17 protein-coding genes are annotated in these 21,306 nt (G+C 70.0%); 8 read left to right on the top strand and 9 right to left on the bottom strand.

What is annotated here, in order from left to right:
* Window positions 1-51 precede the first annotated feature (51 nt).
* The 3 genes from ACFYTQ_RS13230 to ACFYTQ_RS13240 all read left to right on the top strand — a co-directional run bounded on the left by ACFYTQ_RS13230 (window position 52) and on the right by ACFYTQ_RS13240 (window position 5,117).
* Window positions 52-699, top strand: coding sequence for a TetR family transcriptional regulator (locus tag ACFYTQ_RS13230; RefSeq protein WP_387360126.1), 648 nt, complete (start codon window positions 52-54; stop codon window positions 697-699).
* Between the two features lie 123 nt (window positions 700-822).
* A complete protein-coding gene (gene mfd, locus ACFYTQ_RS13235; protein WP_387360128.1) occupies window positions 823-4,437 on the top strand; it encodes a transcription-repair coupling factor in 3,615 nt (1,204 codons plus the stop codon).
* Complete coding sequence (locus ACFYTQ_RS13240; RefSeq protein WP_387360130.1) at window positions 4,434-5,117, top strand: MazG family protein; 684 nt, start codon at window positions 4,434-4,436, stop codon at window positions 5,115-5,117. The genes mfd and ACFYTQ_RS13240 overlap by 4 nt, the downstream gene beginning before the upstream one ends.
* Window positions 5,118-5,233: 116 nt before the next feature.
* Here the strand turns inward: ACFYTQ_RS13240 and ACFYTQ_RS13245 are convergent, their stop codons facing one another.
* The 3 genes from ACFYTQ_RS13245 to ACFYTQ_RS13255 form a co-directional block, all read right to left on the bottom strand.
* Complete coding sequence (locus ACFYTQ_RS13245; protein ID WP_387360133.1) at window positions 5,234-5,530, bottom strand: MTH1187 family thiamine-binding protein; 297 nt, start codon at window positions 5,528-5,530, stop codon at window positions 5,234-5,236.
* Between the two features lie 3 nt (window positions 5,531-5,533).
* Window positions 5,534-6,010 (bottom strand): hypothetical protein, encoded by a 477-nt coding sequence (locus tag ACFYTQ_RS13250; protein ID WP_387360136.1) that lies wholly within the window; start codon window positions 6,008-6,010, stop codon window positions 5,534-5,536.
* Between the two features lie 110 nt (window positions 6,011-6,120).
* Window positions 6,121-6,576 (bottom strand): flavodoxin domain-containing protein, encoded by a 456-nt coding sequence (locus ACFYTQ_RS13255; protein ID WP_387360138.1) that lies wholly within the window; start codon window positions 6,574-6,576, stop codon window positions 6,121-6,123.
* A 663-nt stretch (window positions 6,577-7,239) separates the two neighbouring features.
* Between ACFYTQ_RS13255 and ACFYTQ_RS13260 the strand changes: the two genes are divergently transcribed.
* Window positions 7,240-8,661 (top strand): stealth family protein, encoded by a 1,422-nt coding sequence (locus ACFYTQ_RS13260; RefSeq protein WP_387360140.1) that lies wholly within the window; start codon window positions 7,240-7,242, stop codon window positions 8,659-8,661.
* A 3-nt stretch (window positions 8,662-8,664) separates the two neighbouring features.
* Here ACFYTQ_RS13260 and ACFYTQ_RS13265 read toward each other — a convergent pair whose 3' ends face one another.
* The 6 genes from ACFYTQ_RS13265 to ACFYTQ_RS13290 all read right to left on the bottom strand — a co-directional run bounded on the left by ACFYTQ_RS13265 (window position 8,665) and on the right by ACFYTQ_RS13290 (window position 15,615).
* On the bottom strand, window positions 8,665-9,615 hold the full coding sequence (locus ACFYTQ_RS13265) for a phosphodiesterase (protein WP_387360142.1): 951 nt from the start codon (window positions 9,613-9,615) through the stop codon (window positions 8,665-8,667).
* Between the two features lie 126 nt (window positions 9,616-9,741).
* Complete coding sequence (locus ACFYTQ_RS13270; protein ID WP_387360200.1) at window positions 9,742-11,085, bottom strand: MATE family efflux transporter; 1,344 nt, start codon at window positions 11,083-11,085, stop codon at window positions 9,742-9,744.
* A gap of 50 nt (window positions 11,086-11,135) precedes the next feature.
* The gene (locus ACFYTQ_RS13275) at window positions 11,136-12,164 is read right to left on the bottom strand and encodes a PLP-dependent cysteine synthase family protein (RefSeq protein ID WP_387360144.1); all 1,029 of its coding nucleotides are present in this window, start codon (window positions 12,162-12,164) and stop codon (window positions 11,136-11,138) included.
* A 40-nt stretch (window positions 12,165-12,204) separates the two neighbouring features.
* A complete protein-coding gene (locus ACFYTQ_RS13280; RefSeq protein WP_387360146.1) occupies window positions 12,205-13,539 on the bottom strand; it encodes a Y4yA family PLP-dependent enzyme in 1,335 nt (444 codons plus the stop codon).
* A complete protein-coding gene (locus ACFYTQ_RS13285; protein WP_387360202.1) occupies window positions 13,530-14,492 on the bottom strand; it encodes an ornithine cyclodeaminase family protein in 963 nt (320 codons plus the stop codon). The genes ACFYTQ_RS13280 and ACFYTQ_RS13285 overlap by 10 nt, the downstream gene beginning before the upstream one ends.
* On the bottom strand, window positions 14,476-15,615 hold the full coding sequence (locus tag ACFYTQ_RS13290; protein ID WP_387360148.1) for a TauD/TfdA family dioxygenase: 1,140 nt from the start codon (window positions 15,613-15,615) through the stop codon (window positions 14,476-14,478). The genes ACFYTQ_RS13285 and ACFYTQ_RS13290 overlap by 17 nt, the downstream gene beginning before the upstream one ends.
* Window positions 15,616-15,822: 207 nt before the next feature.
* Here ACFYTQ_RS13290 and ACFYTQ_RS13295 point away from each other — a divergent pair, with 207 nt between their 5' ends.
* The 4 genes from ACFYTQ_RS13295 to ACFYTQ_RS13310 all read left to right on the top strand — a co-directional run bounded on the left by ACFYTQ_RS13295 (window position 15,823) and on the right by ACFYTQ_RS13310 (window position 21,055).
* On the top strand, window positions 15,823-17,325 hold the full coding sequence (locus tag ACFYTQ_RS13295) for an ABC transporter substrate-binding protein (RefSeq protein ID WP_387360150.1): 1,503 nt from the start codon (window positions 15,823-15,825) through the stop codon (window positions 17,323-17,325).
* Complete coding sequence (locus ACFYTQ_RS13300) at window positions 17,322-18,248, top strand: ABC transporter permease (RefSeq protein ID WP_387360152.1); 927 nt, start codon at window positions 17,322-17,324, stop codon at window positions 18,246-18,248. Before ACFYTQ_RS13295 ends, ACFYTQ_RS13300 begins: the two co-directional genes overlap by 4 nt.
* A complete protein-coding gene (locus tag ACFYTQ_RS13305; RefSeq protein ID WP_387360154.1) occupies window positions 18,245-19,057 on the top strand; it encodes an ABC transporter permease subunit in 813 nt (270 codons plus the stop codon). Before ACFYTQ_RS13300 ends, ACFYTQ_RS13305 begins: the two co-directional genes overlap by 4 nt.
* Window positions 19,058-19,237: 180 nt before the next feature.
* Window positions 19,238-21,055, top strand: coding sequence for an ABC transporter ATP-binding protein (locus tag ACFYTQ_RS13310; protein WP_387360156.1), 1,818 nt, complete (start codon window positions 19,238-19,240; stop codon window positions 21,053-21,055).
* Window positions 21,056-21,306 lie beyond the last annotated feature (251 nt).

Genomic DNA, 21,306 nt, shown 5'->3' on the forward strand with positions numbered 1-21,306 from the left:
TCGGGATGTCGGTCTACTTCAGGATGGCTGGTTTGATGACAGGCGGATCTGATGGCTAGGCAAGCGCGTGCGGAGATCACCCGCGATTCCGTCCTCGCCGGCGCGGCCGATGTCTTTCTGCGGTTGGGCTACGCGAACGCGAGCCTGAGCGAGATCATCGCGCAGTCCAATGTGACCAAGGGCGCCTTGTACTTTCACTTCGGCTCCAAGGAGGAGCTGGCCCGCGCGGTGGTCGACCAGGGCAACGAACGACTGGTCAGCGCGTGCCAGGGCTTCTTCGACCCGCGGGTGCCCGCGCTCGAGGCGTGTATCGGAATCACCTACGTGGTGGCCGATCTGACCATGAACGACCCGATGGTCGGCGCGATGCTCAAACTCACCCACCAGATCGGCGACTACCGCGGCGCCACCGGCGAGAACATCGCCAAGACCTGGGGCGAAACGCACCGATTACTCGCCGAACGCGCCATCGCCCAGGGCGACCTCAAGCCCGAACTCGACCCCGAGACCATCGGCCTGCTCCTCCAGGAGATGACCGCGGGCGTCCACATCACCGCCGTCGGCACCGACTCCATCGACCAGATGGCCCTCCGCATGGAACGCGTCTGGTACTTCCTGCTCCCCTCCATCGTCCCGGAGGAGAAGGTCGCCTACTTCCGCGAATTCGCGGCCCGCAGGCTCCGCCGCTACGTGCCGTGATTTTGGCCTTCGCTTCGCTTCGGCCGCGAACGGTCGCTCGTCGGGCTCGCTCCGGTTTCTGTCGGCCCGGCCGACTAGACTCGCTTGGTCATCGGAATTCCCGAAGCGCCCAGGAGTGCCTTCATGCCCACCCGTCCGCCTCTTGCTGGACTGGCCGCGGTGGCCGCCGCCGACGCCGCGTTGGCGCAGGTCACCGGACTGATCGGCCGCTCGTCGGCGCAGTTGGTGGCGCCCGCGGCGGTGCGGCCGTTCGTGGCCGCGACGGTCGCGGCGCAGCGACCCCTACTCGTGGTGACCGCGACGGGGCGGGAGGCCGATGATCTGACCGTCGAGCTGACCGAGATGCTCGGCGACACCGTCGCGCTGTTCCCCTCCTGGGAGACGCTGCCGCACGAGCGGCTCTCGCCGGGCGCGGACACCGTGGGCCGCCGCCTCGAGGTGCTGCGCAGGCTCGCCCACTCCGACGATCCGGTCCACGCCGAACCGCTGCGCGTCGTGGTGACCACGGTCCGCTCGCTCATGCAGCCCATGGCCGCGGGCCTCGGCGATATCGCGCCGATCCTGCTGAAGGTCGGCGTCGAACACGACTTCGACGAATTGGTCACGCGCCTGGTCGAATTCGCCTACGAACGCGTCGACATGGTCGGCAAGCGCGGCGAATTCGCCGTCCGCGGCGGCATTCTCGACCTCTTCCCGCCGACCGCCGATCATCCGGTGCGCGTGGAGTTCTGGGGCGACGAGATCACCGAACTGCGCCCGTTCTCCGTCGCCGATCAGCGTTCGCTCCCCGACGTGGACGTGGATGTCGTTGTGGCGCAACCCTGCCGGGAGCTGCTGCTCACCGAGGAGCTGCGGCTGCGCGCGGCCGAGGTCGCCGCCGAGAACCCGGCCGACGCCGCCCTGGTCGAGATGCTCGAGAAGCTCGCCCAGGGCATCCCCGTGGTCGGCATGGAGGCCCTGCTCCCGGTGCTGCGTCCGGGACAGCTCCAACTCCTGACCGAGGTGCTCCCCGACGGCACCCACATCCTGCTCTGCGATCCGGAGAAGATCCGTACCCGCGCCGCCGATCTGGTCCGCACGGGTCAGGAGTTCCTGGAGGCGTCGTGGACCGCGGCGTCCTTCGGCGGCGCGGCGCCGCTGGGCGCGCACAACCTGGACCTGGCCGCGTCGGCCTACCGCACCCTCGACCAGATCCACTCCGGCGCGGACGCGCGCGGCCTGCCGTGGTGGACGCTGAGCCCGCTGGCCGCCGACGATCCGGCCGAGGTCGTGCTGCCGGTGCTCGCCGCCCCCGTCGCGCGCGGCTCCGACGAACTGGTGGCGACGATCTTCGCCTCGCTGCGCGCGCACGTCACGACCGGCGGCCGCGCGGTCATCGTGGTCGCCGGGCACGGCACGGCGCAGCGTTTCCTGGAACGACTCGCCGACGCGGAAGTGCCCGCCGCGCACCTGGATCCGGGTGCGGAGCCCACCCCCGGCCTGGTCGGCGTGCTGTGCGGTTCGCTGCACGACGGCATCGTCTTCGACGACGCGAAACTGGTCGTCGTCGCCGAATCCGATCTCACCGGCAACCGCGTCACCGCACCCGCCGACGGCAAGAAGCTGCCCGCCCGCCGCCGCAATCAGGTAGACCCGCTGGCCCTGTCGGCCGGGGATCTGGTCGTGCACGATCAGCACGGCATCGGCCGCTTCGTGGAGATGATCGAACGCACGGTCGGCGGCGCGCGCCGCGAGTACCTCGTCATCGAGTACGCGCCCGGCAAGCGCGGCCAGCCCGGCGACCGCCTCTACGTCCCGATGGACGCCCTCGACCAGCTCTCCCGCTACGTCGGCGGCGAGATGCCGAGCCTGTCCAAACTCGGCGGCTCGGACTGGGCCAATACGAAACGCAAGGCGCGCAAGGCCGTTCGCGAGATCGCCACCGAACTCGTACAGCTCTACGCCGCGCGGCAGGCCGCCCCCGGCCACGCCTTCGCCGCCGACACGCCGTGGCAGCAGGAGATGGAGGACGCGTTCGCGTTCACCGAGACCATCGATCAGCTCACCGCCATCTCCGAGGTCAAGGCCGATATGGAGAAGGCCGTCCCGATGGACCGGGTCATCTGCGGCGACGTCGGGTACGGGAAGACCGAGATCGCGGTACGGGCCGCGTTCAAGGCCGTGCAGGACGGCAAACAGGTGGCGGTCCTGGTCCCCACGACATTGCTGGCGCAACAGCATCTCCAGACGTTCACCGAACGCATGGCCGGCTTCCCGGTCACGATCAAGGGCCTGTCCCGCTTCACCGACACGGGGGAGTCGCGAGAGGTGTTGGAGGGCATGGCCTCCGGCGAGGTCGACATCGTGGTGGGCACCCATCGCCTGCTCCAGACCGGGGTGCGCTGGAAGGATCTGGGCCTGGTCGTCATCGACGAGGAGCAGCGGTTCGGCGTCGAGCACAAGGAGCACATCAAGTCGCTGCGCACCCACGTCGATGTGCTGACCATGTCCGCCACGCCGATTCCGCGCACCCTGGAGATGAGCCTGGCGGGCATCCGGGAGATGTCGACCATCCTCACCCCGCCCGAGGAACGCCATCCGGTGCTCACCTATGTCGGCGCGTACAACGACAAGCAGGTCGCCGCGGCCGTGCGGCGTGAGCTGTTGCGCGACGGCCAGGTGTTCTACGTGCACAACCGCGTCTCCTCGATCGACAAGGCCGCCAAGCGAATTCGCGATCTCGTGCCCGAGGCGCGGGTGGCGGTCGCACACGGTCAGATGAACGAGGACACGCTCGAGAAGACCGTGCAGGGTTTCTGGGAGCGCGAGTTCGACGTGCTGGTGTGCACGACGATCATCGAGACCGGCCTGGACATCTCCAACGCCAACACGCTGATCGTGGAGCGCGCCGACGCCCTCGGCCTGTCCCAGCTGCACCAGTTGCGCGGGCGGGTCGGCCGCAGCCGCGAGCGCGGATACGCCTACTTCCTGTTCCCGCCGGAGAAGCCGCTCACCGAGACCGCCTACGACCGGCTCGCGACGATCTCGCAGAACTCGGATCTGGGTGCGGGTATGGCGGTGGCCATGAAGGATCTCGAAATCCGCGGCGCCGGAAACGTTCTCGGCGCCGAGCAGTCCGGCCATGTCGCGGGCGTCGGCTTCGACCTGTACGTCCGCCTGGTCGGCGAGGCGGTGGAGGCGTACCGCGCCGCCGCCGACGGCCGCCCGATCAAGACCGACGAGGAGCCCAAGGAGGTGCGGATCGACCTCCCCGTCGACGCGCACATCCCGCCGGACTACATCACCAGCGACCGACTGCGCCTCGAGGCGTACCGCAAACTGGCCGCGGCACAGGATGATTCGGCGCTCGCCGGGGTGGTGGAGGAACTGGTCGACCGGTACGGACAGTTGCCCGTCGAGGTCGGCCGCCTGGTGTCGGTCGCCAAACTCCGCCTGCTGTGCCGTGAGTACGAGATCACCGAGGTCGGCGTCACCGGCAGCACCCTCAAGATCTCGCCGATGCACCTGCCCGATTCCAAGCAGCTGCGGCTGAAGCGGCTGTACCCCACGGCGACCTACCGCCCGACGACCGGCATCGTGCAACTCGCCTTGCCGCGCGTCGAGGACAGCGTCGGCGCAGGGCGCATCCGCGACGTCCAACTCCTCCAGTACGTCGCCGACCTGCTGCTGGCCCTCGACGGAAAACCCCAGGGCACAGTCGATCTCCGCGTCGCCACGGAGGTTTCGGCCGCCCGATGAGCACCCCCTCCGACGACGCCCCCGCCCTGACCGAAGCCGTCGAACTCATGGACCGCCTCTGGCGCTTCGGCGGCTGGGAGGTCACCCAGACCCACGACTCCCTGCGCCCCTACCTGCTCGAGGAAACCTACGAACTCCTCGACGCCATCGGCGAGAACGACCCCGAAACCATCAAGGAGGAACTGGGCGACCTCCTCCTCCAGGTCCTCTTCCACGCCCGAATAGCCCAAGCCGCAGGCACTTTCACCCTCGACGACGTAGCCAAAACCCTCGTCACCAAACTCCTCCACCGCAGCCCCCACCTCCAAGACACCCCCCTCCCACCCGACGCCCCCCGCTCCGAGAAGATCGCGGCCCAGGAAAAGGCCTGGGAGGAACGCAAATCCACCGAAAAATCCCGCCGCTCCTGCCTCGACGGCATAGCCCTGGCCCAACCCGCCCTCGCCCTCGCCGAAAAAATCCGCACCCGAGCCCTCAAAGCCGGCCTCCCCGAGGATCTGATCCCCCCACCCCTCCGCACAGTCGACCTCGGCCTCCCTGAAAGCGCCGAAGAACGCCTCCGCAAGGCCACCCTCACCTTCGCCACCCAAATCCGCCAAGCCGAAGACACCGCCGAATCATCCCGAGGCCACCGCCTCCCCCTAACCCCCGAGGACTGGCACACCTACTGGCCCCACTGACCCCAGGCACGGCAACACAGCCGCACCCTTTATTCGGATCCGCACCCGTTGTAGAGCCCTGGAAGGGGTGCGGATTCGAATAAAGGGTGCGGCTCGTGCTGCCGAACCTGGGGGTGTCAGTCTTCGGAGAGGTAGCGTTCGACGGACGCTACCTTCGAGGTGATCGCGTTGGTTACGCCGGGGCGGATGTCGGCCTTGATGACCAGGCTGGCGCGGGGTGCGGTTGCGAGGACGGCGTCGGTGGCTTGTTTGATGACGGCCATGACCTCGTCCCATTCGCCCTCGATGGTGGTGAACATGGCGTTGGTCTCGTTGGGGAGGCCGCTGGCGCGGACCACGCGGACGGCCTCGGCGACCGCGCGGCCGACGTCCTCGCCGGTGCCGAGGGGGCTGACCGAGAAGGCTGCGATCATGGGTTAATTGTCGGCCTCGGCGATGCCGCGCAGGGTCGCGACACGCGCCTCGAGGTAGCGCAGTTCGGATTCGTCGAGGACGGTGCGCTGGATTCCGGTGAGGACGGCGAAGGCGGACTGGCGGTGGTCGTCGATCACCGCGACGTCGATGGCGACCCCGACATAGTCGTCGGCGCCGGGCAGCGGGTCGGCGATGACGTTCGCGGTGCCGCGCGCGCACAGCGCGACATTGCCGCCGCCGAGGATCAGCAGCGCCACCTCGGGACGTTCCCGCAGGCGCGCCAGGGAACCGCGATCGGACTTGAGGCTCAACAGGATTCGGCGATCGCCCGCGCGGACCGGCCACGAGACCGGAATCGCGTGCGGCGCGGGATCGGTGGTGACCAGTACCGCGATCGTGTCCAGCGGCCACTCCGGTAAGGCATCCAGTTCGGGATGTTCGGTCGAGGGTTCGTGACGTTCCCGGGCTCCGGCTGTCATCTTCGTCACCTCACGGTCGGCTCACGCGGCGGGCTGGACCACGCGTGCTTGCAGTGTAAACCGTTGTGCCGCAAACGGGTCCGCTTGCCGGTACGTAAGGTGCGCCTAACTCAGGCCCGCGCGAGATCCGCGATGGCCAGTCGACCCGCCCATTCGCGGGCCTGGTCCTGCGGCCGGATCGGGCTCGACGCGTCGTGCCGCGCGTGTTCACCGACCTGGGTCGCGCCGAGCGCGGTGAAGCGCTCCGCGCAGATCTCCCCGCCCCGGTTGAAGGTGTCGTCGTACACCGAGTCGCCGAGCCCGAACACCGCGAAGCGCAGGCCCGACAGGTCCGGCAGCCGGTCGTCGAGTTGGGCGAAGAACGGCTCCGCGCCGGTGGGCAGATCCCCGCTGCCGTAGGTGGAGCAGACGAGCACGTGGAAATCGTTCACGTCGAGATCGTCGACATCGAGATCGGCCATATCGCACACGACGGCCTCGTGCGCCCGCCCGAGCACGTCCGCGATCGCGTCCGCGGTCCTCTCCGCGGTGCCCATCTCGGTCCCGAACAGAATCACAACCCGCACCGCCACTCCCTCTCCGCGAATTCTCGGCTACACCCCCTCGGCACCCGGTCGGCGGGTTCCGCGAGGAGAAAGTAAGCATACCCTAACCTGTAGTATGGATAAGGCCCACCCGAGACCGACCGTTCGGCCTGTTCGCGTTACGGCTGGGAAAACACCGTGAGAGCTGCGACTCCATGCATTGACGAACCGGCCCTTCGGGTTGCATCATTCGTAACAGTTCCCCGTACATCCGGGGACGTGCGAGTAACCGGCCGATGACCGCCCGGTGAAGCGAGTCGGACACCGCTTCCAGGTGGAGACAACGCGAAAGCAGCATCCAGCACGCGACGCGTCCGCGCGTCCAGCCGCGAGTGAGGTGAGAGCTATGGGATTCCGGTCTTGTCGGCATCGGCTGTGGGCGGCTTTCCCGAACAGTCTCACCGCGCGGCTGTTGTAGCGCGCGAGCCGTGTGAGAGCCCTTCGTCGATCGGCGAAGGGCATCGGAGTGTGGATCCCGGGATCGATCGGGTCGGCTGACCCGAGCCCGACGGCATTCGAACGCACTTTTCGGCGTCCCGCGTAGGGACGCAAGCGAACGCACGCCCATCGCGTGCGGATTTCTGGGTGGTTAGACCCCCGGCCACAGGGTAGGGCCGAGGGTCCGGAGTGAGGTAGGAGGCGGCGATGACGGAATTCAAGGCGGGGGTGGCCAACCTGGCGGTGTCGACCGCGGTGGTCGACGACCTGCGGTACCTGCGCGCCGAGCTGACGGCGGCCGACGTGCCGTTCCTGCTCGTCCGCGATTCCGATCATCGGCTGGTGCTCGCCGTGGACTCGGCGCACCGGACCGCGCTGCGGCGGGTGCTGGGCGCGGCGATGGTCGCGGGATTCTCGTGTAACGAGTTGCGCCCCAACGTGTTCCGGCTCGGTCGCGATCACGACCCGGCCCACCATGTGGAGCTCGAGCTGTGGGACCACCACGGCGACACCGTCGAATGCCCGCGCCCGAATGCCTTGACGCGCAACGTGTTCGACGCCGCCGACGTCGAGCAGACGACGGTGCTGCTGTTCGACACCGGCTGGCCCACGCTGGACGGTATGTTCGCCCCGCATCCCACCGATGTGGACTTCGACATCGATATCGTCTTCTCCTGGGTCGACGGCACCGATCCCGAATTCCGTGCCCGCCGTGCGGGAATGCTCGCGCAGGTGGTGGTCGGCGAGGGTGACGACGCGGACGCGCGGATCCGCCAGATCCACGAGCTGAAGTACGCGCTGCGCTCGATCCACAAGAACGCGCCGTGGATTCGCCGCATCTTCATCGCGACCGATTCGCGGGTGCCGGAATGGCTGGCCGACGATCCGAAGGTCACCGTCGTGCGCGCGGTGGACCACTTCTCGGATCTCAGCGGGCTGCCGGTGTTCAATTCCCATGCGGTGGAATGCCAGTTGCAGCACATCGAGGGACTGTCGGAGCATTTCCTCTACTCCAACGACGACATGTTCTTCGCGCGCCCGGTGCGGCCGTCGATGTTCTTCACCCCCGCGGGCATCAGCCGGTTCATCGAGGCGGACACCCGCATCGGTCCCGGCGCGAACACCGAGCGGCGCAGCGGTTTCGAGAACGCCGCGCGGGTCAATCGGCGGCTGCTGCGGGAGCGGTTCGGGCACGTCATCACCCGGCACCTCGAGCACACGCCGGTTCCGTTGCGGCGCAGCGTATTGCACGAGATGGAGCGCGAGTTCGCCGCCGACTTCGCCCGCACCCGGGCGAGCCGGTTCCGCGCGGCCACCGACATCTCGGTGACCAATTCGCTCTATCACTACTACGCGCTGCTGACCGGTCGCGCCGTCCCGCAGGAGGCCGCCCGGGTCCGCTACGTCGACACCACCAGCCACACCGGCCTGGCGCTGCTCGACGGCCTCGCCGCCCGCCGGGACGTGGACTTCTTCTGCCTCAACGACGGCAGCTTCCCGGAAGTGGCCGAGGCCGAACGGGTTCGGGTGGTGTCGGAGTTCCTCCAGACCTACTTCCCCGAGCCCGCGCCCTGGGAGAAATCGGTCACCGAGGACCCGCTGGCCGCCTTCGAGCCGGGCGCGGCCTGAGTCTCAGCAGACCGCTTCGCCGTCCGACTCCGACTCGGCCGCACGCCGATTCAGCACGTGCGGGATCTTGCCCGCGGGCATGATCACGATCCCCGCCCGCTCGAGCCGGTCCGCCGCCTCCTCGGGCGTCGCCGGTTGCCCGACGGTCGGCCCGTGGTCGATCGGCACCACCGAGTGGACCACGGTGTCGGGGTAGACGTGCACGTAGTTGAAGCTCTGCGCCCCGTCCCGCCCGCGCTGGCCGCCCTCGGACACCGCGAGATCCTGGCTGTAGCAGGCCGACGACGCCACCGACACCGGGATGCCGGCGAACGTCGCGGTCGTGGAGAAGTGCAGGTGCCCGGCGAGGATGCTGCGCACGTCGGTGCCGTCCAGGACGTCGGCCAGTCGCCGCTGATCGCGCAACTCGACGGTGGTGGCGAGGTCCTGGATGCACGGCACCGGCGGGTGGTGCATGGCCAGGATCGTGCCGAAGGGCGCGGGCTCGGCGAGAACCGAACGCAGCCAGGCCAATTGGTCGTCGGAGATCTCGCCGTAGTGGTGGCCGGGCACGGTCGTGTCCAGCACGACGACGCGCAGGCCGTCGAAGACGTGCACGCGGTCGAGCGGTTCGGCCGAACCGTCCTCGTCGAGCAGCCGCTCGCGCAGCGCGGCCCGGCTGTCGTGGTTCCCCGTCACCCACACCACCGGCGCGTCCAGCCGCCGCGCGAACGGTTCCACCAGATCGCGCAGCTTGGCGTAGGCGTCGGGTTCGCCGTGATCGGTGAGATCGCCGGTGAACACGATCGCGGTCGGGCTGATGCGACTGGCCTCGGCGCGATCGAGCAGTTGGCGCAGTCGACGTTCGGCGTCGACCGCGCCGTACAGCTCGCCGTCGGCGATCAGATGGGTGTCGCTGAAGTGGAACAGAACATGGTCCGGTCGCGGGTACTCCGCGACTCTGCTGACGTGCACCGGACTTCCTCCCGGCAGGGTGCTCCATTGGCATCGGGCTTCGAGGCGCCAGCTTAGCGAAGCCCGTCTACTCCAAGTTCCCCGTCCACGGTGACGACATGCTTACGCCACAGTGAGGATTCCGTGTCAACTCGTGCCGGGCAGGCTATCGGCCAGCACGCGCGGTTCGGCCCGCTCGCGGCGGGTCAGCAGGGTGAAATACCGACGCAGCATCAGCCCGGCGGTAGCCGCCAGCCCGGCCGTCAGCCCCCACCACACCCCGGCGGCCTCGAGCCCGAGCGGGAACGCCAGCAGCAGCGCTGTGGGCAATCCCACAAGCCAGTAGCCGACCAGCGACAGCCGGAATCCGGCCCGGGTGTCGGCGACCCCGCGCAGCAGGCCGTTGCCGATGTTCTGCGCGGCGTCGAAGAACTGCAGGACGATCGCGATCAGCAACAGCACGTGCGCAAGATGGACGGTCTCCTCGCCCTTGCCGCCGATCTGCCCGACCGTCAACACCAGATCCGGCACGGCCGCATACGCCACGCCCACCACCGCCGACACGATCGCCGCCTGCCGCAGCGCCAGCCACGCCAGCCCGCGCGCGTGCCGGAACTCCTCGCGCGCCACGGCCTTGCTCACCAGGATCGACGCCCCGTGCGAGAGCCCGACCGCGACCTGGAACACGATGTAGACCAGCTGATACACGACGTTGTGAGCGGCCAGCGCGGCCGGTCCGAACGTGCCCATCACCAGCGCCAGCACCGAGAACATCCCGGCCTCGGACCCGTAGGTGAGCGCGATCGGCGTCCCCAACCGCAGCTCGGCCAGCACGGTCCGCCCGTGCACCGGCCACATCCGGATGGGCAGTGTCGCACCGAGTTCCGCGTCGTGGCGCACCATCGCCCAGAACACCGCGAAGGTGATCAGGAAGACCAGCGAGGTCGCCACGCCGATGCCGGTGAGTCCGAGCGCGGGCAGCCCGGCCCAGCCGTGCATGAAGCCCAGCGCGAGAACCAGATTCAGCCCCACCGAGGCGAGCGTCACCAGCAGCAGCGCCTGCGGCCGCTGCATTCCGACGCTGTACTGCCGCAGCACCTGGAACCACAGGCAGGGCAGCAGACCCGGCGCGAGCGCGACCATCATCGGCCGCGCCTCGGCCAGCACGCTCGCGTCCTGCCAGAGCCAGCGCAGCGCCCAGCCCAAGCCGATCAGCACCAGCCCGCCGAGCAGCCCGGCGACCGTCGCGATCAGGAAACTGGACCGGACCACATCGCGAATCTCGGTGTCGGCGTTGGTGTTCCGCTTCTCCGCGGCGCTCACCACGGTCGCCACCTGATTGCCGGTCGCGGTGATCAGCCCGACGCACATGGTGCGGATCTGGTTGAACAACGTCAACGCGAGACCGCCCGCCGCGACCTGACCGATCCCCAGCGACCCCATCAGCGCGATATTCGTCGTCGACACCGCGACCTGCGCGAGCTGGGTCATGGCGATCGGCGTCGCCAGCGCCGTCAACTGCCGCCCATCGGAACGAACGGTCACGACACCGCCACCAGATCTCGGCGGGCCGGGGAGTAGCGATCCAGCAATTCCAGCACCTCGTGTTCGGCGGATTCGTCGAGCAGGTCGCGCTCGGCCATCCAGTCGTCGTCGAAGACCGTATCCAAATACTTCTCACCGCCGTCGCACACGATCGACACGATCGTCGAACCCGGCGGGAACTCCTCGAGCCGGGTCAGCGCGGCGTGCACCGACCCGCCCGCGGATCCGCCGAGCATCAGGCCGAGTTTGCGCGCGACCGCGCGGGCGGCGGCGAAGGCGGCCACATCGGTGACCTTCAGGCCCTCGTCGAGCAGCGAATAGTCCACGGCCGTACCGACGGTCGCGCCCGGCGGGGTGCCGGTGCCCGACTGCCAGTACGGTCCGCCCTCGCCGCCGAAGGCGATCGAGCCGACCGGCTCCACGCCGATCACCCGCGCCGCGCAACCCAGTTCGCGCAGCCGCCGCGCGGTGCCGAACAGCGAGCCCCCGGTGCCGACCGCCGACAGCAGGATGTCGACGCGCCCGAGGTCGGCCAGCAACTCCTCGGCGACCGCGTAGTAGCCGAGCGCGTTGGCGTCGTTGTTGTGCTGTTCGGTGAAGTACGCGTCGGGCCGGGCGGCGGCCAGCGCCTCGGCGAGATCCTCTCGCGCCGAGGTGGCCAGGCTGTCGTCGCCGTCGGCGGCGACGTAGACGAGTTCGGCTCCCATGGCTTTCATCGCGCGCAACTTGTCCCTGCAGGCGTGGTGGTCGACCACCGCGGTGAAGCGATACCCACGTTCGGCCGCCACCACCGCCAGGCCCAGTCCGGTGTTGCCGGACGTGGACTCGATGATATGCCCGCCATCGCGCAGCAAACCGCGCCGCTCCGCGTCGAGCACCATTTCGCGCGCCATCCGGATCTTGGCCGCCCCGGTCGGATTGAACTGCTCGAGTTTGAGCAGTAAGCGGGTGCCGGTCGCGGTGGTGGCGAGCTCGAACAGCGGGGTGTTGCCGATCAGGTCCGTCACTCGGGTGACGAGCGGCATGCGTCTCTCCTCGGGTGGGCTGGGTGGGGTGGGTCGCCGGTCATCCGGCGTCGAGCGTCCAGCGGAACCGCTCCCCGGGTGCGTCGTGCAGCACCACCTTCGGCGGGATCGGCAGCTGGTGGAAGGCGGATTCGTTCGAATCCATCTGGTATCCGGCGGTATTCGGGTAGACGAGCAGGTCGCCGGGCGCGGCGGCCCGGGGCAGCGGGATGCGCCGCCAGCTGAGCATGTCGGATTCCAGGCAGCTGGCCGCGCCGACGCAGGCGGGGGTCACGGTCCCGGAGCCCGGGGGCCACAGCACCGGATCGGGCAGGTACTCGCTGGCGAACCACTGTTCGGACAGGCTCAGGCTGGTGCCGTCGACGGTCAGCAGCTGATACGGATGTCCGTGCGCGGTACGGGTTTTCGCGCCGCGCACCGTGAAGACGGTACTGCCCGCGCGGTCCAGCAGCGCCCGGCCCGGTTCGATGGCCAGCCGAATGCCGTTGTCCCGCAGCCGGTTCGCGAGGTCGCGGTGGGCGAGCACGGCGGCGAGCATGGCCGGGCCCGGGGCGGGGCAGTGGTACGGGTAGTAGTCGTCGAACCGCTTGCCCGCGTGGAACCAGTGCGGGCCCGCGTGATCGGCGAAGGCCCGCCAGTGTTCGGCGGGCACGTAGTCGACGGCGAAACCGCCCCCGATGGAGACGGTTCCGCCCGGATGGCCGAGTGCCCGGGCGGCGCGGCAGCGCTCCACCAGCGCCGCCGCCAGCTCGGCCCGGGCGATGGGATCGTAACCGGACAGATGGAAACTGAAGCCCTCGAGGCGGACCGAACCCAGGGGGGTGTGTCGCAGCGCGGTGTCGAGTTCGGCCTCGGTCATCCCGAATCGGCTCGTCGAATCGGGCGGCAGCACGCGCAGCAGCGCCCGCGCCGGAACCCTCAGGGCCACCAGTCGTTCCAGCTCACCGGGCTCGTCGATCGCGATGAGCGCGCCGTGCCGGGCCGAGAGCCACAGCAGCTCATCGGCTTTCGCGGGGCCGGTGACCATGAGCTCGTCGCCCCGCACCCCCTGCGCCAGCGCCGCGCGCAACTCCCCGGCGCTGGCCACATCCGCCCCGGCACCGTGCTCGGCGCAGGCGCGCGCGACGCAGGCCGCCTTGTTGGCCTTCTTGCCGTAGTAGATCGCGCCGTCGACCCCGGCCCGCTCGAACACCTCCCGGAACCCGGCGATATTGCGCCCGACCCGCGCGGGGTACATGACGTGGAACGGGCCGCCGACCGCGAAGGCGATGTCGCCCAACAGGTTCGGATCGGCCAGCAGGCGCCGTTCCCAGTCGTCCCGGTGCGCGGGCAGGGGCGCCGCCGCGATCGGTGAGGCGGCGGGGCTCAATCCCACAGGGGCACCTCCGTTCCGCGGCCCTCGGCGATGGCCCGTTCGGCGAGGGCGTGGGCGACGGCGACATCGGTGAGCACGAGGCCGCTGTTGTAGACGAAGATCCGCTCGGCGTCGCCGCGACGGCCGACCGCGCGGCGGGCGAGGATCGCGGGCAGTTCGGCGTCGACGGCGCGCAGCGTCCCGTCCGGCCCGGCCATATCGGTGCCGGTGACCGCCATCTGCTCGGCGCTGGTCGCGATCACCCGATCGGCGTCGTGCAATGCCGACGGCGCGAGCCCGTACCCGACCAGTACCGCCACCGAACCCGGTGCCAGATCGGCGGATTCGAGCGCGACCCGGGTGCCCGGCCCGGCCGTCGCGAGCACCACATCGGCCTCCCGGGCCGCCGCGCGCGGATCGGCGACCGTGCGCAGTTCCAGGTGCGGGCGGTAGGCCGCCAACTGGTCGTGCACCGCCTTCAGGCCCTCCTCGTGCGTGCCGTACACCATCAGCCGATCCAGCTGCGGATTCGCCGCCAGCAGGTACGGCAGCGCGTTGCGGCCCTGGGTGCCGGTGCCGATGAGCAGCACCGAACGCGCGTCGCCGCGGGCGGTCTCGCGGACCAGCAGCGCCGACGCCGCCGGGGTGCGCAACGCGCCGACGCGCGCGCAGTCCATCATCGCGATCGGCACGCCGGTGGTGTCGTCGTAGAGCGTGATGGTCGTGAAATACCGCTTGGTGCTGCGATCGTGGCTCGGATCGAACTTGTAGGAGGTCTTCATCGCCACCACCCGGCGGCGGCCGTCGCGGCCGAGCATGGCGTAGGCCACCGACCAGCCGTCCGGATGGGCGACGCTGAGCTTGCGTGGATTGTCCGACTCGCCCGCGGCGAGGGCCAGATACGCGTCTTCGACGGCGCGCACCACCTCACCCGGGGTGATCGGGACATCGGCCAGATCACTGCGGCTGAGGATCCGCAGCGCTGTGGACTTGGTACTCACGGGCTTCCTCGTTCACTCTCGATTCGAACGGCGTGACCGTCCGTTGCCCGTAACCACTTTCGCCCGACTCGTCGGGAACGCGGCGGCGGGGCAACCGGATGTTGACTCGCTTGAGCCAGCGGTCGGTCCCGTCGTATCGCGGGGTGAACGGCACCCGGCCGTGCACCACCACGTCGTTGTCCACCAATAGCAGCTCGCCCGGGCGCAGCACGGCCGTGCGGCACACCCGCTCCAGCTCCGCGCCGAGATGCGCGTAGGCGCAACGGTATTCGTCGTCGGCCTCGTCGAGCGGGGTGTAGGCGGGGTCGTAGCGCAACGTCGGCGACGCGTCGTCGCCGCCGAGGGTGGCCACCGGAGTACTCGGGTAGCGGTGGAAGTCGGCGCCGTAGGAGACGTCGGGCAGGATCGGCAGCATCGGCTCGCGCAGGCGGCGGCGCTGTCGATCGTCGAGCGCGACCTCGCGCACCGACGACACCGTGGTGCCCACCGCGTCCGGATTGCGCAGGCAGCCCAGCATGAGCAGATGCGCGCGGCGGGGGTGGAAGGCGTCCTCGGTGTGCGGACACAGCAGGGTGGTGCTGCTCGCCCCGGACTGCTCGTGCTCGTGGCCCGGGGAGGGGACGATGTTGTTGACCAGGCGCCCGTCCTGCTGACCCGCCCAGCCGAACGGCTCACCCGCGGATCGGGCCAGCAGCAGCATGGCCAGATCCAGTTCGAACGACGCGTGCCGGTGCCGCGGCTCCCCGCTCCAGGCGGCGGCCTGTCGCCAATCCCGCGGTGTGGGACCGAGTTCCGCCTCGCGCACCGGCAGGCCCGACACGACCGCCGCGCCCGCGGACGTCCGCGGCGCGCGCACGGCCGCGCGCACCGTCGCGGGCAATTCGGCCGCGCCCGCATCGATCAGTTCGACGAGTCTCGGATCGGTGAGCGCCGCGGCGTCGCGGGCGGACCATCCCGGCATGGTGTCGATTGTCGCCGCGATGGCCGCGGCCGTGGCGCGAATCGCCGCGCCCGCCGCGGCGGGTAACTCCCGGCGCTCGACGTCGTCGGTGGGGTGGAACTCGGGTGTATGACGTTCGCGGAGAACGTTTTTCACCAGGCAATCCCTTCTTCGCAACGGTGAGAGAGGCAGGCGGGTGAAGACTCGGTGCGAAAGTAGCCCTTCCAACAAGCTAAAGCAAGGCTTACCTAAGTGTGGCATGAAAGATCGGTCGCGCATAGACGTGCGCCCGCACCATATCGCAGACTCATTAGGTTAGCCTTTGCTGTCCGCTGTTCTCGCCACCAGGAGGGGGCCACCGCGATGACGACCGTGACCCGTCGCCAGATCTTGTCCGCCGGAGTCGGATTCGGCGCCGCGCTGGCGCTCGCCGCCTGCGGCCGCGGCTCCGGCGACACCGGCACCCTGCGCGTCGGCGCGCTCGGCAAGATCTCTGCGCTGCAACAGGATCCGCACGCCAACCTCAGCAACGACAGCGACTTCCTGATCGCCGCACTGGTTTACGACGCGCTGACCGTCCCCGGCGCGAACCCGACCGTCCAGCCTCGTCTGGCGTCGTCCTGGTCCGCCGACCCCGAGCAGCGGCGCTGGACGTTCACCATCGCCGAGCACGCCACCTTCCACGACGGCACGAAGGTCACCGCCGACGACGTGGTGTGGTCGCTGCGGCGACTGCGCGAGCAGGGCGGCGAATCCAAGGTTCCCGTGGCGCGCCCGGAGGACATCACCGCCGACGGGCCGGACCGCGTGGTGCTCGCCGCGGCCGCGCCCAACAGCCAGATACCTTTGCTGGTGCGGCTCATGACGTTCACGGTCAAGCAGGGGACCACCGATTTCACCGGGGCGGTCGGCAGCGGTCCGTTCCGGCTCGAGTCCTATCGGCAGGGCAACGCGCGCCTGGTCCGCCACGACGGCTGGCACGGGCCGAAACCGCGCCTGGACGCCATCGAGGTCACCATGTTCGACAGCGTCGACGCGCTCGCGAACGCCGCGCTGGGCGGGCAGATCGATCTGGCCTCGAACGTCGGCGCGATCGCGGGACGCACCGCGGCCGGGCGCGGCGATCTCCAGGTGATCCGGCGGCCCGACGACACGGCCGTGGCGATCGCCATGCGCACCGCCGACGGGCCGTTCGCCGATCCCCGGGTGCGCACCGCGCTGCGGCTGGCCGCCGACCGCGAAGCCCTGGTGACACAGGCGTTCTCGGGTTTCGGTCGGGTCGCCGACGATGTGCTGGGCACCGGCGATCCGCAGTACGCGCGGGACCTGCCCCGGCGCGCCCGCGACCTCGACCGGGCGCGGGCACTGCTGGCCGAGGCGCGGTTCGACACCGGCGCGTCCTATCCGCTGGTGACCAAGGAGGAGGCGCCCGGGGAGGCGGAATCGGCCAAGCTGTTCGCCGCGCAGGCCCGCGACATCGGCGTGAAACTCGATGTGGTGGTGCAGGATTCGGGCACCTTCTACGATCGCACCTGGTTGCACGCGCCGCTGTACACGGTCAACTGGGGCACCAACGATTCGGTGCTGTTCTTCGCCGCCAAGTTGATGTCCTCGTCCAGCAACCGCAACGAAACCGCCTTCGCCGACCCGGAATTCGACGCCGCCACCGCCGCCGCGCTGGCCGCCTCGGATCCGGCCGCCTACGCCGCCGCCTGCCGCACCGTGCAGCGCATCCAGTACGAGCGCGGCGGATATCTGGTGTGGGGGATGGCCGACGGCATCGATATCGCCTCGTCGCGGGTGCGTGATCTGCCCACGCTCGGCGGCTTCGGCCGGGTGCAGCTGGAACGGGCCTGGCTGGCGTGAGCGTCGCGGCCCTGGTCCTGCGCAGGCTGGCGTTGCTGCTGGTCCTGCTGACGCTGGTGTTCGTGGTGGTCGCGGTGCTGCCCGGGGACGCCGCGCGAATGGCGTTGGACCGCAACGCCTCCCCGGAACTCCTCGCGGCCAAACGGCACGAGCTCGGCCTGGATAGGCCGCTGCCGCAACGGTTCTGGCATTGGTTGACCGGCGTGCTGACCGGCGACTTCGGAACCACCGTGCGCGGGCGGCCGGTGAGCGATCTGCTGGCCGCCGCCGCGCCGCAGACCTTGCTGCTGGGCGGGCTGGCGCTGCTGCTCACGGTGGTCGCCGCGCTCGGGCTCGGGATGTGCTGGGCGGCAAAGCCTTCCGGATGGTTGGCGCGGATTCTGCAACCGAGCACCGCCATGGTGGTGGCGCTGCCGGAATTCGTGGTGGCGGCGCTGCTGATCACGGTGTTCTCGTTCGCGATCGGATTGTTGCCCGCGGTGACGGTCGCGGGGTCGTCGGGCTTCCCGGCGCGCCCGGACATGCTGGTGCTGCCGGTGCTCGCGCTGGCGCTGCCGCACATCGGCTGGAACACCCGGGTCGTGCGCGGCGCGCTGGGTGACGCCGGGCGCGCGCCGCATGTGGAGCAGGCGGTGTTGGAGGGAGTGTCGCGGCGGCGCTTGCTGATTCGGCACGTGCTGCCGGTGGCATTGCCCACCATCGTGGCCTCGGTGGCGACGACGGTCGGGATGCTGTTCGGCGGGGCGCTGGTGGTGGAGAGCCTGTTCAACTATCCCGGGCTGGGGGCGTTGCTGGCCGGATCGATCTCCGATCGCGACACCGCGCTGACCGCCGCCACCGCCGCGGTGGCCGGGGCCGTGATCATGGCGATTCTGCTGCTGTCCGACGGGGTTCGGGCCTGGGCCGTGCGGGGGCGGCGATGAGCGCGCGGGACTGGGCGCTGCGCGGATCGCCCGCGGTGCTCGTGGTGCTGGCGGCGGTGCTCGGGCCGTGGCTGGCGCCGCATTCGGTGGACACGGCTGTCGGACCGCCGTTCGCCGGGCCGAGCGCGGACGCGTGGCTGGGCTCGGATCGGCTCGGGCACGACGTGTTCTCCCAACTGCTGCACGGCGGATGGGGTCTGATCCTGTTGGCGGCCTTCATCGCCGCCGTGGTGACCGGACTGTCCAGCGTGCTCGGTGCGGTGGTGGCGCTGTGGCCGCGCTGGGGCGCGGTGATCGAGCGGTGCGCGGATCTGCTCATCCTGCTGCCGGTCGTGCTGGCGTTGCTGCTGGTGGTCATGACGTGGCCGCGGTGGGGGACGGTCGGGGTGGTGATCGTGGGCGTCGTGTTCGGGGTGCCGTACTGCGCACGGGTTTTCGCGGCGGCGGCCACCGGCGTCGCCGCCTCCGGGTACATCGAGGCGGCGCGGCTCAGCGGGGAGTCGGCGAGTTACGTGATCTTCCGCGAGTTGCTGCCGAACCTGCGCGAGCTGCTGCTCACCCAGCTGGGGCTGCGGTTCGTGGCCGGGATGTACCTCGTCGCGACGGCGGCGTTCCTCCGGCTGCCCAGCGTGCTCGGGGCGGCGAACTGGGCGGTCATGGTGCGCGACAACGCCTCCGGGATCCTGTTGAACCCGTGGTCGGTGCTCGCGCCGAGCGTGGCGATCGGCCTGGTCGCGGTGAGCGTGAACCTACTGGCCGCCGCGCTCGGGGGCAGGCCTGCGGTGCGCACGGAGGGGGGCGGGTCGTGATCACGATCGGTCTGCTCGCGGTGAGCGTGAACCTACTGGCCGCCGCGCTCGGCAGTGGGCCCGCGGTGCGCATGGAAGGGGGCGGGTCGTGATCACGATCGGTCTGCTCGCGGTGAGCGCGAATCTGCTGGCCGCCGCGCTCGGGAGCGGGCCCGCGGTGTGCACGGAAGGGGACGGGTCGTGATCACGGTCGAGGAACTGTCGGTGCGCGGCTCGTCCGGGTCGGTGCTGCTCGCGCCCGTCTCGGTGGCGGTGGCGGCGGGCGAGATCCTCGGGCTCCGAGGGCCGTCCGGGTGCGGGAAGTCGACACTGCTGCGGGCGCTGCTCGGTCAGGTGCCCGCCGGGGCGAGCGCGGCCGGGACGGTGCGGGTGGGGGAGCACGATGTGCTGTCGTTGAAAGGGACCGCGCTGCAACGGTTCCGGCGTGACCGGATCGCGTTCGTGAGCCAGGATCCCGGCGTGTCGCTCAATCCCACGATGCGGGTGCACACGCTGCTCACCGAGCTGTCCGATCCCACCCGCGCCCGGGCCGCCCTGGCCGCGGTGGACCTGCCGGACTCCTATCTGCGCCGTCGCCCCGCCGAACTGTCCGGCGGTGAGCAACGGCGAATCGCCTTGGCGCGGGCGCTCGCTCGGGAGACGCCGGTGCTGGTGCTGGACGAGCCGCTGGCCGGGTTGCACGGGAGTCTGCGGGGGGCGGTGATCCGGTTGTTGCGGCGGGCGGCGGCCGAGCGGGGGACGACGATCGTGGTGTCGGGGCACGATACGGCGGCGTTGCGGGAGTTGGCGGATGGGGAGGTGGTGGTGGGGGGTTCGGGAGTTTTCTCGATGGACGCCGCTCGGGTCGAGGCCGAGGCGGGTTGGTGCTCTGGTGGAGCCGGTTCCGATGCCGTCGAAAAACCCTGCGATGCCCGGGGATTCATCGAGGAGGACGATACGAGAGGGGTCGACAGGCACATTCCGGTGACCATCGCATCGGCGCGACCGGATGATTCGTTGCTGGGCCAGGGGGATAGGCATCGTGCGCGCGGATTGCCAGGGGCCGGTTTCATTCCGGCGGGTCGTGATCCGAAGGTCGGCGACGGGGCGGCGGACGCCCCGCTTCCCCTCGGCCCACTACGAGGTTCCGGCTCCTCGGCGGCCACGCCGGAGCCGGACCGGGCGGGTGGCGAGGCCGCTGGTGAGTCGATCGGTCGTGGGCGGGGCTCGAATTCGTCCGTGGAGGTGGCGCGGCCGAGTGGCGCTGGTCTGCTGGCTTTCGGTCGGGGGCGGCGTCCACTCTCCCCGGCGGCCGTGGTGCCGGGACCGGAGGCCAATGCGGAAGTGCCCTTGGTCGTTTCGGGCGTCTCGGCTTGCATCGGCGGGCGACGAGTACTCACCGACGTCGACCTCACCGTCGCGGCCGGGCAGGCGCTTGCGCTCACCGGCCCCTCCGGCGCGGGCAAATCTACCCTGGCCCGTGTCATCGTCGGATTACGCAGGCCCACAACGGGTTCCGTGCGCACACACGGCCGCGTCGCCCTCGTCCCCCAGGACAGCACCGGCAGCCTCAACCCCCGCCGCACCGTCGGCGAAACCCTCGCCCGCCCCCTCCTGCGCCATCGCGGCCGCCGCGACCCCGCCGCCGTCACCGACCTCCTGGCCACCGTCGAACTCTCACCCGACCTCGCCCACCGTCACCCCCACGAACTCTCCGGCGGCCAACGCCAACGAGTAGCCCTCGCCCGCTCCCTGGCCCTCACCCCCACCGTCCTCGTCTGCGACGAGATCACCTCCGCCCTCGACCCCACCACCGCGACGGCGATCATGACCCTCCTCGACACCCTCCGCCGCACCCACAACCTCGCCCTCCTCCTCATCACCCACGACATCCCCCTCGTCACCCGCCACTGCACCCACATCCACGTCCTCGACTCCGGCCACACCGCCGAATCCGGCCCCGTCCCCACCGTCCTCACCACCCCCACCCACGAAGCCACCCTCTCCCTCCTCTCCTGACCCCAGCCCCACGAACCCAGCCGCACCCCTTATTCGAATCCGCACCCGTTGTATAGCCCTGTAAGCGGTGCGGATCCGAACAAAGGGTGCGGCTCGTACTGCCGAACCCTCAGGAAGGCACGGCAACACAGCCGCACCCTTTATTCGGATTCCGCAGGGAGTGTCGGAATTTTTGTGGGCAGAACGGTGAATTGTCCTGCTAGTTTCCGGTTATCCGCTCACCATAGTGCAGGGCGAGCGTGTTGAGTATA

The sequence above is a fragment of the Nocardia sp. NPDC004068 genome (assembly GCF_042874315.1).
In the GTDB taxonomy this organism is placed as follows: domain Bacteria; phylum Actinomycetota; class Actinomycetes; order Mycobacteriales; family Mycobacteriaceae; genus Nocardia.